The sequence below is a fragment of the Rhodococcus sp. WAY2 genome (assembly GCF_009859915.1).
In the GTDB taxonomy this organism is placed as follows: Bacteria; Actinomycetota; Actinomycetes; order Mycobacteriales; family Mycobacteriaceae; genus Rhodococcus_F; species Rhodococcus_F oxybenzonivorans.
Genome location: NZ_CP046572.1, coordinates 2,483,121 through 2,496,506 on the forward strand (window position 1 = coordinate 2,483,121; position 13,386 = coordinate 2,496,506).

Sequence of the window (13,386 nt, forward strand, 5' to 3'; positions counted from 1 at the left end):
CTGAGGGGCGGGCGCGGCGTCAGTTACCGGCGGTCCGGACTCCGGATCGTGGTTCGCTGGACCATCTCCACCGTGACGCGCTCACCGGTCTCGAGTGACTCGACCCCCGCAGCGCACACTGCGGCGGCCGCGTAACCGTCCCATGCGTCCGGCCCGTCGATATAGTTGCCCGTCCTGGATCCCGAGCGGACAGCATCGACCCACCGCTGAATCTCGATGTCGTAGGCCTGCCCGAACCGCTCCGTGAAGGTCCGCGTGATCCGACCGCTTCGAATGCCGGGCGTGCTCGTACGAATCAGTCCTACGTCGAGACCGATCATTGCGCTACCCGATTCCCCGACAACCTCTGTCCGGACCTCGTAGGCGACCCCGGTGGTGACGAACACCTCCACGTCGACGTGCATGCCGGACGTGGTGGTGAACAGAGCGATCTGCGGATCCCGCAGGCCCTCCGGTGCTCGCGGGTTGGGTCTGGGCGTGATGATCTGAACGGAGGAGATCTCCTCGTTCAGCAGGAAGCGGGTCACATCGACCTCGTGCACCAGCGAATCCTTGACGATCATCGCGCTGTCGAAATGAGTTGGCACGCTCGGGTTTCGGTGGATGCAGTGCAGGAGCAGGGGGCGACCCAATTGGCCCGAGTGGAGGAGGGCCGCGAGTTGCCGGTACTCGGGATCGAATCGGCGCATGAAACCCACTTGTATGAGCTTCGTGCCCAGTTCCGCTTCACGCGCGACCACTTCGAGTGATGTGGCGACGTCGGTCGTGAGGGGCTTCTCGCACATCACCGGCTTGCCGTGCTCGAGGCACGCAAGCAGTTGCTTCTCATGGGCCGGGCCGGGACTGGCCAGCAGTACGGCGTCGACGTCCGGATCCGCGATCGCATCGAGCGGATCTTCGACGACGCGGCAATCCGGGATGGTCGCGGCGAGTCGCGCAGCCTTCTCGACGACGTAGTCGTTGACCACCGCGACCCGGGCACCGGAAATTGTGGAGGTAATGCGTCTGACGTGATCGGCGCCCATCATTCCGACGCCCAGTACGGCGATGCGGAGGCTCCGGCTTGCGGTCATCGGGGAACGAACTCCTGACGTTGTCAGTGGAAGCGAACGGAACCTATCCCGCAGCTCTCCAGATACATTCGAGTGCGTTGCGCGATCGGCAAGGGGACGTGGGGGGCGCAGGGATAGAGGTCTTGCTCGACGATGGCGAATACGTCTATATCGAGCGTGTCGATCGCCGCGAGGACAGACGGCATGTCCGGGATTCCCAGCGGAGGCTCGATCATGACGGCGAGCTGCACGGCTTCACCGAACGGCAGGTCGCCGGCTTCGACCGTGGCCCGGACCTCGGGATCGACCTGCTTGAGGTGCAAGTAGCCGATACGCTCGGCCGCGCGCTCGATGATCGCGAGATTGTCGCCACCGCGGTAACTGATGTGCCCGGTGTCGAGGCACAGATTGACGAATTTTTCGTCGGTGGCATCGAGAAAACGATACACCCGCTCCTCCGTGTCGATATGGCTGTCGGCGTGCGGGTGGTACTGGGCTTCGACGCCGTACTGCTCGAACATTCGCTTGCCCAGCTCGTTCATTCCTGCGGTCTTCTTCGTCCATTGCTCCGTGGTGAGGCTGCGATCTTCGAGGACCTTGCCGCTGCCCGGATCGCGCCACATCTCGGGGATCACGACGACGTGCCGGCCACCGACAGCCGCAGTGAGGGCGGCGACTTCCTCGATCCGGGACCAGACGGCTTCCCGGGAATCGGGTCGATGCAAGTGCTCGAACACCGTCCCGGCGGAAAGTTTCAGGCCGCGGGCGTCGAGTTCGTCACGCAGCTTCTCCGGCTGGGTGGGCAGGTAGCCGTACGGGCCCAGTTCGATCCATTCGTAACCGGCCGCGGACACCTCGTCGAGGAAGCGGTCGTAAGAAATCTGCCGCGGGTCGTCGGCGAACCAGACACCCCAGGAATCAGGGGCTGATCCGACGCGGATGGCGCTCATGTCGGGGCTCCTTTCGAGTTCTTGGGTAGTCGCTCTAGTTTCCGGAGGGCCGCAGGAAGGGGCGTTGGATCTTCTTCCACTGTGCGTACGTCTCGTAGGCGGTTCGGGTCGAGTCGAGCGTGGACGTGGAAGACACCGGAACGTCCCACCAGGATTCACTGTCCGGGCCAGGGGAACGCGGATCGGTTTCCACGTGAATGACAGTAGTCGTCTCGCCGGCCTTCGCGACTTTGACGGCGTCAGCGAACTCCGCAGCTGTCTTCACGCGAATGACATCTACGCCGAGACTGGCTGCGTTGGCTGCCAAGTCGACCGGGAGTACTTCGCCGTCGAGCCGGCCCGATCCGCCGCGGCGACGGTACTCTGTGCCGAATCTCTGGGATCCCACCGACTCGGAGAGCGATCCGATCGAGGCGAAACCGTGATTCTGCACCAGGATGACGATGAGCTTGAGATTTTCCTGCACTGCAGTCACCAGCTCGGTGGCCATCATGAGGTACGAACCGTCACCGACCATGACGAAGACGTCGCGGTCGGGACAGGCCATTTTGACGCCGACTCCGCCGGCGATCTCGTATCCCATGCAGGAGAAGCCGTATTCGACGTGGTAGCCCTTCGCATCGCGCGTCCGCCACAGCTTGTGGAGGTCGCCGGGCAGGGAACCGGCGGCACCGACCACGACGTCACGTGGGTCCGACAGGGTGTTCGCCAAGCCGATCACCTGGCTCTGGTTCACCTGCCGAGTGTCGTCGGTGATGCGGTACACCGACTCGACTTTCGCTTCCCAGCGGGATACGAGCTCGCGTGTCCAAGTGCGGTACTCCTGGGACACGCAATAGTCGCCGAGCAAGGGGCCGAGCGCCTCGAGGGCCTCTCGAGCATCCGCGATGACGCTGACTCCGCCCTGTTTCACCGAATCGAGCGATGCCACATTGATATTGACGAATTGCACGTTCGGGTGTGCGAACGCGGTCCGCGACGCCGTCGTGAAATCGCTGTACCTGGTACCGATGCCGATGACCACATCGGCATCGGCGGCCAACGTGTTGGCTGCCGTGGTTCCGGTCGAGCCGATGGCTCCCAGCGACTGTGGGTGATCGGAAGCGAGCGATCCCTTGCCTGCCTGCGTCAGACCGACAGCGACGCCGGTCTGCTCGACGAACGCTACGAGGGCGTCGGTCGCACCGGAGTAGATGACACCACCACCGGCGATGATGAGCGGATTCTGTGCCGAGCGAATGATATCCGCAACGCGGGTGAGCACGGACCGTTCGGGCAGGGGCCGCGCGACGTGCCAGGTGCGCGGGGCGAAGAGCGAGCGCGGCCAGTCGAATGCGTGTGCCTGAACGTCCTGCGGAATAGCGACCGTGGCGGCGCCGGTTTCGGCCGGGTCGGTCAGCACGCGCATCGCTCCGAGCAGCGCCGCGGGCAGCTGCTCCGGGCGCCACACCCGGTCGAAGTATCGCGACAGCGGCTTGAAGGCGTCGTTGACGGTGACATCACCGCTGGACGGCAATTCGAGTTCCTGGAGAACCGGGGCACTCGCACGGGTCGCGAATGTGTCGGCAGGCAGCAGTAGCACCGGCAACCGGTTGATCGTGGCGAGTGCCGCACCGGTAAGCATGTTGGTCGAGCCCGGCCCGACACTGCTGGATACCACCCACGTCTGCAGGCGGTTCTTCTGGCGTGCGTACGCGACGGCTGTGTGCACCATCGCCTGCTCGTTGCGGCCGGGCACGTAGGGCAACTCGGGTATGGTCCCGGCTTCGGCGGCGTCGATCTCCGCCTGCAGCAGCGCCTGTCCCACACCGGCCACGTTGCCGTGGCCGAAGATGCCGAGGCAACCGGCGAAGAACCGGTTCCGTACGCCGTCCCGCTCCACATACTGGTTTTCGAGGAACCTGAGGGCCGCCTGGGCCACAGTGAGGTGCACGGTGCCCTCGGCGTCGGGATCTTCGTTCGCCGATCGAGGCGCGGTGGACACCACGTCATGCTCCTTTCGGAAAGGTGGAGCGGTGCAAGGGCAGTCGGGGATCGACGGTCTGGTGCTCCCAACTGGTGCGGACCCAGGCGTGCGCCGGGTCGTCGCAGATCTTCCAGGATCGCTCGTCGCCGGGACCGGCCATGATGTTCAGGTAGTACATGTGGTGGCCGGGTGCGGCAATCGACGGGCCGTGATACCCGTGCGGAACGAGGACCACGTCGCCGGTTCGTACTTCCTCGAGCACCTCGATGGGCCGCTCGGGTGTGCCGTAGACGCGGTGGTAGCCGAATCCGGTTCCACTGAAATCTGGTGTCCTCGATTGTGCCTGGGCGATTTCGAAATAGTAGATCTCCTCCAGCTGGGATTCGACAGCGCTGTTTTCGTCGTGCTTGTGGCTCGGATACGACGACCAGTTGCCGCCGGGCGTGATCACCTCGCACGCGATGATCGAATCTGCGTCGAACCGGTCGGCGGTCGCGAAGTTGTGCACCTGCCGGCTGCAGTTGCCCGCACCGCGCAGTTCCACGGATACGTCTGCGGCGGGGACATACCGGAACGGGAACTTTTGCCGGGCCCGGGCGCCGCAGAGCGCGAAGCGTCCACCGTTCGAGGCCGTCACCCGGTAGGCGGAGTCGATGCCGACATACGCGAAGTCGGTGGGACCGTCGAACACTGATCGTCGCCCGGCGAGGACGAACTTCTCGGTCGCGCAGGACACCGTCACCGATCCCGAGAGGGGAACGACGAGAATTTCTTCTGCGCCGGTATCGAATTCCGCGGAGCCGTCGAGAGGAAGCGTCAGGACGCGCAGGCTCGACTCGGTCCAGCCCGCGGATTCGGGCGTCACCTCGAGGTCGAAGGGACCGGTGGCGGCGGAGCCGACGGGCAGGTAATACTTGCTGCTCATCGCATCCCCTCCGGCGCGGTCAGTGGCGAGGCGCGATGCGCACGGGGGACGAACGTTTCAGACATCGATGACCCCCGAAGTGTCGACTTCGGCACGTGCGCGTACCTCTTCGGCCGTCGGCATCGCCGTCGAGCATTCGAGGCGGGACGCCACAATCGCTCCTGCGGCATTGGCGTAACGCAGTACTTTCTCGAGCGGCCATCCTGACAGAAGTCCGTGGCACAGGGAGCCGCCGAAGCTGTCACCGGCGCCGAGTCCGTTGACCACCTGCACGTCGATCGCGGGCACGGTGACGCGCTGGCTGCGCGTCTTTCCGAGCACACCATGCGGGCCCTGTTTCACTATCGCGAGTTCGACACCGAAGTCGAGGAGTGCGTCGGCGGCGTTGTCCGCGTCGGTCTCACCGACCGCGATCTCACATTCTTCCCGGTTGCCCACCGCAACGGTGACGTGTCGGAGAGCGCGCTGAATCTGCACGGTGGCGTCGGTCGCGCAGTCCCAGAACATCGGCCGGTAGTCGAGATCGAGAACGGTGTGCTGCTGACGCCCCCGCGATTCCCAGGCTGCGAAATGAGCGCTGCGACTCGGTTCCTCGGACAGTCCGGTCACCGTGGACCAGTACAGCTTCGCCTCGCGCACTGCGGCGGTGTCGATGTGCTCGGAGGAGACCTGCAAGTCGGGGGCCGCGGGCTTACGGTAGAAATACAGCGGAAAGTGGTCCGGCGGAAAGATTTCACAGAACGTGACCGGTGTCGGGTATGCGGAGTCGATGCGCACGTAACGGTTGTCTACTCCGAGGTCGGTGAGTGCCGAGCGCACGAACCGTCCGAACGGATCGTCGCCGACGCCGGAGATGAGGGCACTGCGGCAACCGAGGCGCGCGGCGGCGACGGAGATATTGGCTGCGCTGCCGCCGAGGAACTTGCCGAACGTCTCTACCTGCTCGAGCCCGACCCCGGTCTGGAGTGGGTAAAGGTCGACCCCACAACGACCGATAGCGAGAACATCCCAGCCGGGGCGGCTGCGTTGCGTGCTGTCCGTGGTCAATGCTGACTCCCGGGGAGGTCGTTGCGGCGCTCTGCGCAGGCGGTGAGATCTGATGGAGACTGTTCTCCACATCGCGCGCACTGTCAACGCTTTGTCCTGACATTAAGACGTAACGTTCACCCGGTGTTAGTCTTTTCAGCGCCGCTCTGGCCGAGGACGAGGATCGGAGTGATCCGTGAGTGCACAGCTCGCAGTCGAGCTCGACAGATCCAGCCCGATCCCGCTCTACTTTCAGCTGGCACAAAGTATCGAGAAAGCGATCATCGCAGGCGAACTCGCGCCGGGAGATCGATTCGAGAACGAACTCTCACTCGCCAAGCGTCTCAATCTCTCACGCCCCACAACTCGGCGGGCGATCCAGGAAGTCGTCGACAAGGGGTTGCTCGTCCGAAAGCGCGGTGTGGGGACGCAGGTGGTGCACAGTACGATGCACCGACCGGTGGAGCTGACGAGTCTGTTCGACGACCTCACCAGGACGGGGCAGAGCCCCACCACCACGCTGCTCGAGTTTCGCGTGACGGCGCCCGGAGCGAACGTCGCGGCCGAACTCGGCCTGGAGCACGGTGCGGAAGTGGCGTGCATCCGGCGACTCCGCAGCGCCAACGGGGAGCCTCTCGCGCTGTTGACGAACTTCCTCCCGATCGCCCTCGCGCCGGACCCGGAGGAACTGGAAGAGTCCGGGTTGTATGCCGCGCTGCGAGCCCGCGGAGTGCACATTCGGTTGGCTCGGCAGCGGATCGGCGCATCACTGGCGACCGACGCCGAGGCGTTGCTGCTCGACGAGAAGGCCGGTGCACCGTTGCTGACCGTGAACCGGACTGCCTTCGACGATTCCGGCCGCGCTGTCGAATGCGGTAGCCACTGCTACCGGGCGTCTCGCTACAGCTTCGACACGACCGTCGTCGACAAATAGGCCTCGAGTCCGGTGCCTCGACACGAAAGAACGCGCCCGGCAAGGTGCCGGGCGCGCTCGATGCTCGTGACGAGATCAGACTTTCAGCTTCGCGAGCGCGACGTCTTCCTTGTCGAGTTCGAGGAGCGGGGTGCGCGAATTTTCCTTCGCGGTGGCGGCGGAGGCTCCGGCGACGAGTGCGCACACTGCTGTGAAGACTGCGACGGGCACCCAGTTCTTGGGGTCTGCACCGCGGAGTGCCTGGGCGATGGTCGGGGCGAATCCGGCGAGCGCGAACCCGAGCTGCGTGCCGATCGCCATGCCGGAGTAGCGAACTCGGGACGAGAACATTTCGGCGTAGAAGGCGGGCCAGATGGCGTTGGTCCCGGCGTACACGCCACCCATGAGCAGGATTCCGGCGAGGAAGATCAGTGTGACGTTTCCGGTGCCGATCGCGGCGAAGTACAGGAAGATTCCGGCGGCGGAGCCGATCGCGCCGCCGATGAAGACGGGCTTGCGGCCGATCCGGTCGGACAGGATGCCGAGCAGCGGCTGCGAGATGAGTGCGACGCAGTTGGCGGCGATCGCGACCCACAGCATGGTGGTCCGGCTCATCCCGATTTCCGGAGTGGTGGCGTACGCGAGGCCGAACACGGAGAAGACGGTGCTGACGACGGCGATGAATGCGCAGAACACGACCCGCAGTACGTCACGCCAGTGCGTGCGGAACAGGTCGACGACGGGAAGCGGCGCGGGGGTCTCGTCCAATGCCTCCTTGTTGGCAATGAAGATCTCGGGCTCTTCGAGCTTGCGACGCACGATGTAGGCGACGACGAGGACGAGGAGGCTGCACCAGAACGGGACACGCCAGCCCCAGCTGTAGAGGGTCTCGTCCGGCATCGCGGCGACCGGAATGAACGCGAGGCTGGCGACGATGAAGCCGGCCTGGGTGCCCGTCAAGGTCCAGCTGCAGAAGAATCCGCGACGGTGGGCGGGGGAGTGCTCGAGGGTGAGGGAACCGGCTCCCGACTGCTCGCCGGCAGCGGAGATGCCCTGACAGATACGCAGAAGAACCAGGAGTGCCGGTCCCACCATGCCCGCGGTTTCCGAAGAAGGCAGACAACCGATCAGGAAGGTCACGACCCCCATGAGCACCAGGCAGAACATCATCACCTTCTTGCGCCCGGCCCGGTCGCCGAAGTGTCCGACGAATACCGCACCGACCGGACGTGCGACGTAAGAGATGCCGAAGGTGGCCAGCGACAGCAACAGCGGGTTCTTCGAGCCTTCGAAGAACACGTGGGGGAACACCAGCGCAGCAGCCGAGGCGAAAATATAGAAGTCGTAGTACTCGAGCAGGCTGCCGAAGAAGGCGGCTTTCGCGGCCTTCTTCGCGTTGGTGGGATCGTCGTTGGGGTCGACGGCGGAACGGCCGTTGCCGTCACCGCCTCGACCGGAGACGCCGGTGCCGTAGTCGATGGTCATCGATACTCCTGGGGAGCGAGGAGGGCGAACAGGCTGCGCTCGGCGAGCGGCTGTTCGAAGGTCGTGCAAGCAAGGTAACCCCCGTCACACGCTCTCGTCAATAATGGTCGAAATGGTTAGTTCATAACTTTCCGGGCTGCTGAAGGTAGGCGAGGACGACGTCACCGAGCATCGTGCGCAGGTGGGGGCGGTTCTCGGCGCCCGTGAGATCCCAGTCGAACAGCGCCTTGAAGGTGTACCGGTTGGCGACGCGAAAGACGCAATACGCGCTGATGAGCATGTGAATGTCGAGGGCGGTGGTATCGGCACGGAAGATTCCGGCATCCTGCCCGCGTTGAAGAATTTTCTCGAGTGTGCGGATGGCGGGGGTTTGCGTTTCCTGTAGGCCCTCGGCCTGGCTGAGATTCGCGCCCCGATTCGTGTTCTCGATGGCGACCAGCCGGATGAAGTCGGGGTGCGCCTCGTGGTGATCGAAGGTCAACTCGGCGAGCGCTCTGATCGCCTCCGACGGATCGAGGTGGTCGACGTCGAGCTGCGACTCTTCGTAGCGAATCTCCTCGTACGCGCGCTGGAGCACCGCTCGATACAGCCCGTCCTTGTCGCCGAAGTAGTAGTAGAGCATCCGCTTCGTCGTGGCGGTCTTGGCTGCGATCTCGTCGATGCGGGCACCGGACAAGCCTTTGTCGGCGAACTCCTTCATCGCCACGCGCAGAATGTCCTCCTTGGTCTTCTCGGGATTTCGAGTGCGTTTGGCACCCTCGTGCCGGGGTGTCTTCTCCGTAGCGTCACTTCGTGTCATCCCGAGAACTCCTGTTCATCGCTGTTGCTTTCGCGCGGTATGGAGGTATGCTACCGTGACATAACTCACTAGATAGTTAATTAGCTCCTGCAAGTCCTCTCCCCGGAAGTGAGCACCATGATTTCTCCCGACCTCGACACCGTTGCCGTATCCCGCCCGTCGTACCTGTGTGGGCTCATCGGTTCGGGAATCTCGAAGTCCCTGACGCCTCCTCTGCACGAGGCGGAGGGTCAGGCGCAGGGGGTCGGGTACGTCTACCGCATTCTCGATCTCGACACACTCGCGCTGGGTGAGGATGCGTTGCCGCGGCTCCTTGCCTCGGCGAAGCTGCTCGGATTCGATGGTCTCAACATCACGCATCCCTGCAAGCAGGCCGTCATCCCGTTGCTCGACGACCTGTCGGACGATGCGCGCACGCTCGGCGCGGTCAACACGGTGCACATCGCTAATGGACGGCTCATCGGCCACAACACCGACTGGTCCGGATTCGCGCGGAACATGGACGAGGGCCTCGGCGGTGCGCCGACCGATCGTGTGGTCCAGCTCGGCGCAGGCGGCGCGGGCGCAGCCGTCGCATACGCGGCGCTGACCCGTGGGGTCCTGCACTTCACGATCATCGATGCCGACGCAACCCGCGCACAGCTGCTGCGGGATTCACTCGCCGCCATGTTCCCGGACCGCGTCGTCGTCTCCGGTGACCTCTCCGCCGTGCCTGCCGCTATCGGGCAAGCGCAAGGTCTCATCAATGCAACCCCGCTAGGAATGGCGCAGCATCCCGGTATGGCGCTGGATGCTGAACTGCTCCGGCCCGATCTTTGGGTTGCCGACGTCGTCTACCGGCCGGCGGAAACTGAGCTTCTGCGACGTGCCCGCGACATCGGGGCGCGCACCCTCAGCGGCATCGGAATGGCCGTCGGACAGGCGGTCGATTCCTTCCGCATCTTCACTGGACTCGAGCCCGACGCACTACGGATGCAGGAGCACATGCGACGGCTGCTCGCCGAAGAGGACAGCGCCACCCTCGCCGCATCACCGTCGTAAACCGGGGCGGAGCCTTCGCCGGTAGGGAAGTTGGGCGGCAACATCGGCCAGCGATGTCCTTGTCTTAGGGATGTCCTTGTCTTAGGGATGTCCTTGTCTTCGGGGCGTCCTTGTCTCCGGGTTGCTGATCGCAACGGGTTTGGTGGGTTGGTGAGGACCAAGGTCGATGCAGTCTGCGCTTGGCGCTTGGCGCTCGGCATGACGGCATGACGGCATGACGGCTCTGCAACAGGAGTGGTCCTGTTGCAGAGTCGGCAAGTGTGTGTCGCGCCTCGGGGGTCAGGCCGCTCGGGGTCGGGCCTGGTTGTGCGCGGGTATGGGTGTGCGCTCCCAGTCGACTTGCCGGGGCGGGATGAAGACGGGGTGCCGGTCTGCCCCCATTTCGATCTCCCAGTCGCTGTGGTGGAGCAGTCGGTGATGGAACCCGCAGAGCAGCACCAGGTTGTCCATGTCGGAGGGCCCACCTTTGGACCACGGAATGATGTGGTGGCCCTCGCACCATGACGGTGGCGCACCGCATCCGGGAAATGCGCATCCCCGATCTCTCGCGACCAGCGCCTTTCGTTGTCGTTTGGTCACTGTCCGGGTGGTGGTGCCGAGGTCGAGTGGCGCGCCGTGGTCGTCGAGGACGATCGGTGTGTAGATCGAGTCGCAGCTGAGGAGCCGAGCCGCTCGCAGGCTCAGCGGTCCCATCCACTCGGTCCACGCGACCCCGTCGACCGCGAACAGCGACGCGTCCCTCGCGCAGGCGCCGCGCTGATCTTCTGCGCTGGCGTGGTTGGCGTGGTCGGCGTGCTCGGCGAGGTCTTTGATGTTGATGTGGAGGGAGACGTGGGGTCGTTCTCCGCCTTCTTCGCCGGCGATTGCGGCGTTGAGGTACCGGCGCAGCAGTTCGGTGAACCCGTCGGCCCTGCGCTGTCCGGGGGTGCGGGTGTCTGTGGTTCCGTCCTGCGCGGGTCGCGGCTGGGAGAGTCCGGAGAGCGCGGAGAGCAGCATTTCACCGGTGACGGCGTCGAGGTCGCCTGTGACGGCGACGCGTCCGTTGAGTGTTCTGGAGGCGTGGAATTCGTTGAGTTCGGTGTCTTCGGCGGGCGGCGGGTCGTCGGATTCGAAGGCGCGTTCGAGTCGAGCGATGACGGCACGCACGGCGTCGGTGTTGGCGGTAGGACCGCTCGCCGCGTACAGCAACGCGTTTCGGCAGTCGTCCATCGCTTCGAGTGGCATGCCTTTGGGCGGCCGCTCGCAGAATTTCATGATCAGTGCGGTGTGCTCCGCCGACATCGTGGTGTCGAAGTATGCGTCCGCGATTTCCGGTTGGGAACGTAAACCGCGTCCCAACATCACGATTCGTCCCGCCGCTCCCACCTCGAGCAACGTCTTGGAGGCCAGCCACATCTTGGTGTTCGGAAATCCCAGCACATCGACCGTGCAGCGCTGGTCGACGGCACCGACCAGCCTGACCCGCAACGCCTCGAGTCGCTGAATCTCCTCCGACACAGCAACCACCGATGCGAGCAACTCGGCCTCGGCCAGACGCCACGCATCACCGACCGCAGTTGCCAGAATCTCGTCCGGCAATGCCCCCTGGATATCCTCCCCGATCCCCATGTTCAAATCCTACTTCGAACACGTGTTCGAGTCAATAGCCCGAGTTGGCTTATACAGCCGGAGTAGAGGATGCAGGGCATCATCGATTCCGACACCACCCCCCCGGTGGCGCGTGGAAGTATTTCAGTACCGTCGCGGGCCCAGGCTCCCGTTCGCTGACGCCAGGACAGCACGTCACCTTCGAACCCGAGAGAGTGGTCAGCGGGACGCAGAACGGCTACCACTACCGCGCACTGGATGTTCGAAGGTGACGGAGACCAGCCTCGAGCCACCCGATCAGACACCGGCTGTACTGTCCTCAGGCAACTCAACTTCTGAGCCCCAGAAAAATTCGGGTGCACTGATCACATCGATGTGCGCGCGAGGGGTTGAACGGCTGGGTCTGCGAGGGAGACGAAGTCAGACTCGTTCGAAAACGGCGGCGAGTCCCTGGCCGCCTCCGATGCACATCGTTTCGAGTCCGTAGCGGGTTTCGCGGCGGTCCATTTCCCGCAGCAGGGTGGCGAGGATCCGCCCACCGGTGGCACCGACGGGATGCCCGAGGGAGATGCCCGATCCGTTGGGGTTGAGCCGCTCGTCGGTGGGTTCGAGGTCCCAGGTTCTGAGCACCGCGAGGGTCTGCGCGGCGAAGGCCTCGTTCAGCTCGATTACGCCCATGTCGGACAACGACAGTCCGAGTTGTCCGAGGGCGTTCTCCGTCGCCGGCACAGGACCGATGCCCATGGTGCGCGGTGGAACTCCGGCCACTGCCCAGGACGCCATACGGGCGAGCGGCCTCAGCCCGAGCTCCTTGGCCTTCTCGGCGGTCGTCACGATGCACACGGCGGCACCGTCGTTCTGCCCGCTGGCGTTGCCGGCGGTGACAGTGGATTCAGAGTCGATCTTGGAGCGGATGGCGCGGAGCTTCGACAGCGACTCCACCGTGGTGTCGGCCCGCGGGTGCTCGTCGGTGTCCACCACGACGGGGTCGGACTTTCGTTGCGGCACAGTGACACCGACGATTTCCTCGGCGAACCGGCCGGCCCGCTGCGCCGCCACCGCCCGCTGATGCGACTGCACTGCGAGCGCGTCCTGATCTTCGCGGCTGATGTCGAACTCTGCGCGAAGATTCTCGGCAGTCTCGATCATGCCGCCCGGAACGGGGAAGTTGTCGCCGCCTGCGGTGACGCGAGCGCGGGCGAGACGGTCGGCGAGCTGCACACCCTCGCCCTTCACTCCCCAGCGAATGTTGGGGTGGGTGTAGAACTCGGCCTGGCTCATCGATTCGGTACCGCCGGCGAGGACCAGGTCGTTGCCACCGGACGCGACCTGCAGTACCGCGGTGATGACCGCCTGCAGGCCGGATCCGCATCGGCGATCCACCTGCATCCCGGGAACGTCGATACCGAGGCCGGCGTCGAGCGCGGCGATCCGGCCGATCGCCGGAGCCTCACCGCCCGGAGATGCTTGACCGAGGATGACGTCGTCGATCGCGCTGGCGTCGATGCCGGTTCGTTCGACGAGTGCGGTGATGACGGTGGCAGCGAGACTTTGGGGAGTGAGGTCTTTGAACACTCCGCCGAAACGCCCTACCGGGGTGCGCAGGGGCTCACAGATGACGACGTCACGCATGGAAAACCTT

11 protein-coding genes are annotated in these 13,386 nt (G+C 64.6%); 2 read left to right on the forward strand and 9 right to left on the reverse strand.

Features of this window, described 5'->3' with window-relative positions; genetic code table 11:
- Positions 1–23: 23 nt before the first annotated feature.
- The 5 genes from GFS60_RS11555 to iolC are packed head-to-tail and all read right to left on the reverse strand — an operon-like array spanning position 24 to position 5,940.
- The gene (locus GFS60_RS11555; RefSeq protein ID WP_159921339.1) at positions 24–1,073 is read right to left on the reverse strand and encodes a Gfo/Idh/MocA family protein; all 1,050 of its coding nucleotides are present in this window, start codon (positions 1,071–1,073) and stop codon (positions 24–26) included.
- A gap of 23 nt (positions 1,074–1,096) precedes the next feature.
- Positions 1,097–2,002, reverse strand: a complete 906-nt coding sequence (locus GFS60_RS11560) for a sugar phosphate isomerase/epimerase family protein (RefSeq protein WP_159921341.1) — start codon at positions 2,000–2,002, stop codon at positions 1,097–1,099.
- Between the two features lie 34 nt (positions 2,003–2,036).
- Positions 2,037–3,989 carry a 3D-(3,5/4)-trihydroxycyclohexane-1,2-dione acylhydrolase (decyclizing) gene (gene iolD / locus GFS60_RS11565; RefSeq protein ID WP_159921343.1) on the reverse strand — a complete coding sequence of 651 codons (1,953 nt, stop codon included), beginning with the start codon at positions 3,987–3,989 and terminating at the stop codon, positions 2,037–2,039.
- A gap of 1 nt (position 3,990) precedes the next feature.
- Positions 3,991–4,893, reverse strand: a complete 903-nt coding sequence (gene iolB, locus GFS60_RS11570) for a 5-deoxy-glucuronate isomerase (RefSeq protein WP_159921345.1) — start codon at positions 4,891–4,893, stop codon at positions 3,991–3,993.
- Between the two features lie 57 nt (positions 4,894–4,950).
- Positions 4,951–5,940 carry a 5-dehydro-2-deoxygluconokinase gene (gene iolC, locus GFS60_RS11575; protein ID WP_236603439.1) on the reverse strand — a complete coding sequence of 330 codons (990 nt, stop codon included), beginning with the start codon at positions 5,938–5,940 and terminating at the stop codon, positions 4,951–4,953.
- Positions 5,941–6,115: 175 nt separating this feature from the next.
- Between iolC and GFS60_RS11580 the strand changes: the two genes are divergently transcribed.
- Positions 6,116–6,853 (forward strand): GntR family transcriptional regulator, encoded by a 738-nt coding sequence (locus GFS60_RS11580; RefSeq protein WP_159921349.1) that lies wholly within the window; start codon positions 6,116–6,118, stop codon positions 6,851–6,853.
- Positions 6,854–6,928: 75 nt separating this feature from the next.
- On the opposite strand, the gene GFS60_RS11585 is transcribed toward GFS60_RS11580, so the two are convergent.
- Together GFS60_RS11585 and GFS60_RS11590 are read right to left on the reverse strand one after the other, a co-directional pair.
- The gene (locus GFS60_RS11585) at positions 6,929–8,317 is read right to left on the reverse strand and encodes an MFS transporter (protein WP_159921350.1); all 1,389 of its coding nucleotides are present in this window, start codon (positions 8,315–8,317) and stop codon (positions 6,929–6,931) included.
- A 121-nt stretch (positions 8,318–8,438) separates the two neighbouring features.
- The gene (locus tag GFS60_RS11590) at positions 8,439–9,116 is read right to left on the reverse strand and encodes a TetR/AcrR family transcriptional regulator (protein ID WP_159921351.1); all 678 of its coding nucleotides are present in this window, start codon (positions 9,114–9,116) and stop codon (positions 8,439–8,441) included.
- Between the two features lie 117 nt (positions 9,117–9,233).
- Between GFS60_RS11590 and GFS60_RS11595 the strand changes: the two genes are divergently transcribed.
- On the forward strand, positions 9,234–10,157 hold the full coding sequence (locus GFS60_RS11595; protein ID WP_159921353.1) for a shikimate dehydrogenase: 924 nt from the start codon (positions 9,234–9,236) through the stop codon (positions 10,155–10,157).
- Between the two features lie 279 nt (positions 10,158–10,436).
- Here GFS60_RS11595 and GFS60_RS11600 read toward each other — a convergent pair whose 3' ends face one another.
- Entirely contained in the window at positions 10,437–11,765 is a 1,329-nt protein-coding gene (locus tag GFS60_RS11600; RefSeq protein WP_159921355.1) for an HNH endonuclease signature motif containing protein, read from the reverse strand.
- Between the two features lie 399 nt (positions 11,766–12,164).
- Positions 12,165–13,376, reverse strand: a complete 1,212-nt coding sequence (locus tag GFS60_RS11605; RefSeq protein ID WP_159921357.1) for an acetyl-CoA C-acetyltransferase — start codon at positions 13,374–13,376, stop codon at positions 12,165–12,167.
- Positions 13,377–13,386 lie beyond the last annotated feature (10 nt).

Excerpts from the sequence above, each read along its gene's own strand:
- GFS60_RS11560 (WP_159921341.1), bottom strand. The coding sequence starts at position 2,002 with ATGAGCGCCATCCGCGTCGGATCAGCCCCTGATTCCTGGGGTGTCTGG.
- GFS60_RS11605 (WP_159921357.1), bottom strand. The coding sequence starts at position 13,376 with ATGCGTGACGTCGTCATCTGTGAGCCCCTGCGCACCCCGGTAGGGCGT.
- GFS60_RS11595 (WP_159921353.1), top strand. The coding sequence starts at position 9,234 with ATGATTTCTCCCGACCTCGACACCGTTGCCGTATCCCGCCCGTCGTAC.
- GFS60_RS11585 (WP_159921350.1), bottom strand. The coding sequence starts at position 8,317 with ATGACCATCGACTACGGCACCGGCGTCTCCGGTCGAGGCGGTGACGGC.
- GFS60_RS11590 (WP_159921351.1), bottom strand. The coding sequence starts at position 9,116 with ATGACACGAAGTGACGCTACGGAGAAGACACCCCGGCACGAGGGTGCC.
- GFS60_RS11600 (WP_159921355.1), bottom strand. The coding sequence starts at position 11,765 with ATGGGGATCGGGGAGGATATCCAGGGGGCATTGCCGGACGAGATTCTG.
- GFS60_RS11555 (WP_159921339.1), bottom strand. The coding sequence starts at position 1,073 with ATGACCGCAAGCCGGAGCCTCCGCATCGCCGTACTGGGCGTCGGAATG.
- iolB (WP_159921345.1), bottom strand. The coding sequence starts at position 4,893 with ATGAGCAGCAAGTATTACCTGCCCGTCGGCTCCGCCGCCACCGGTCCC.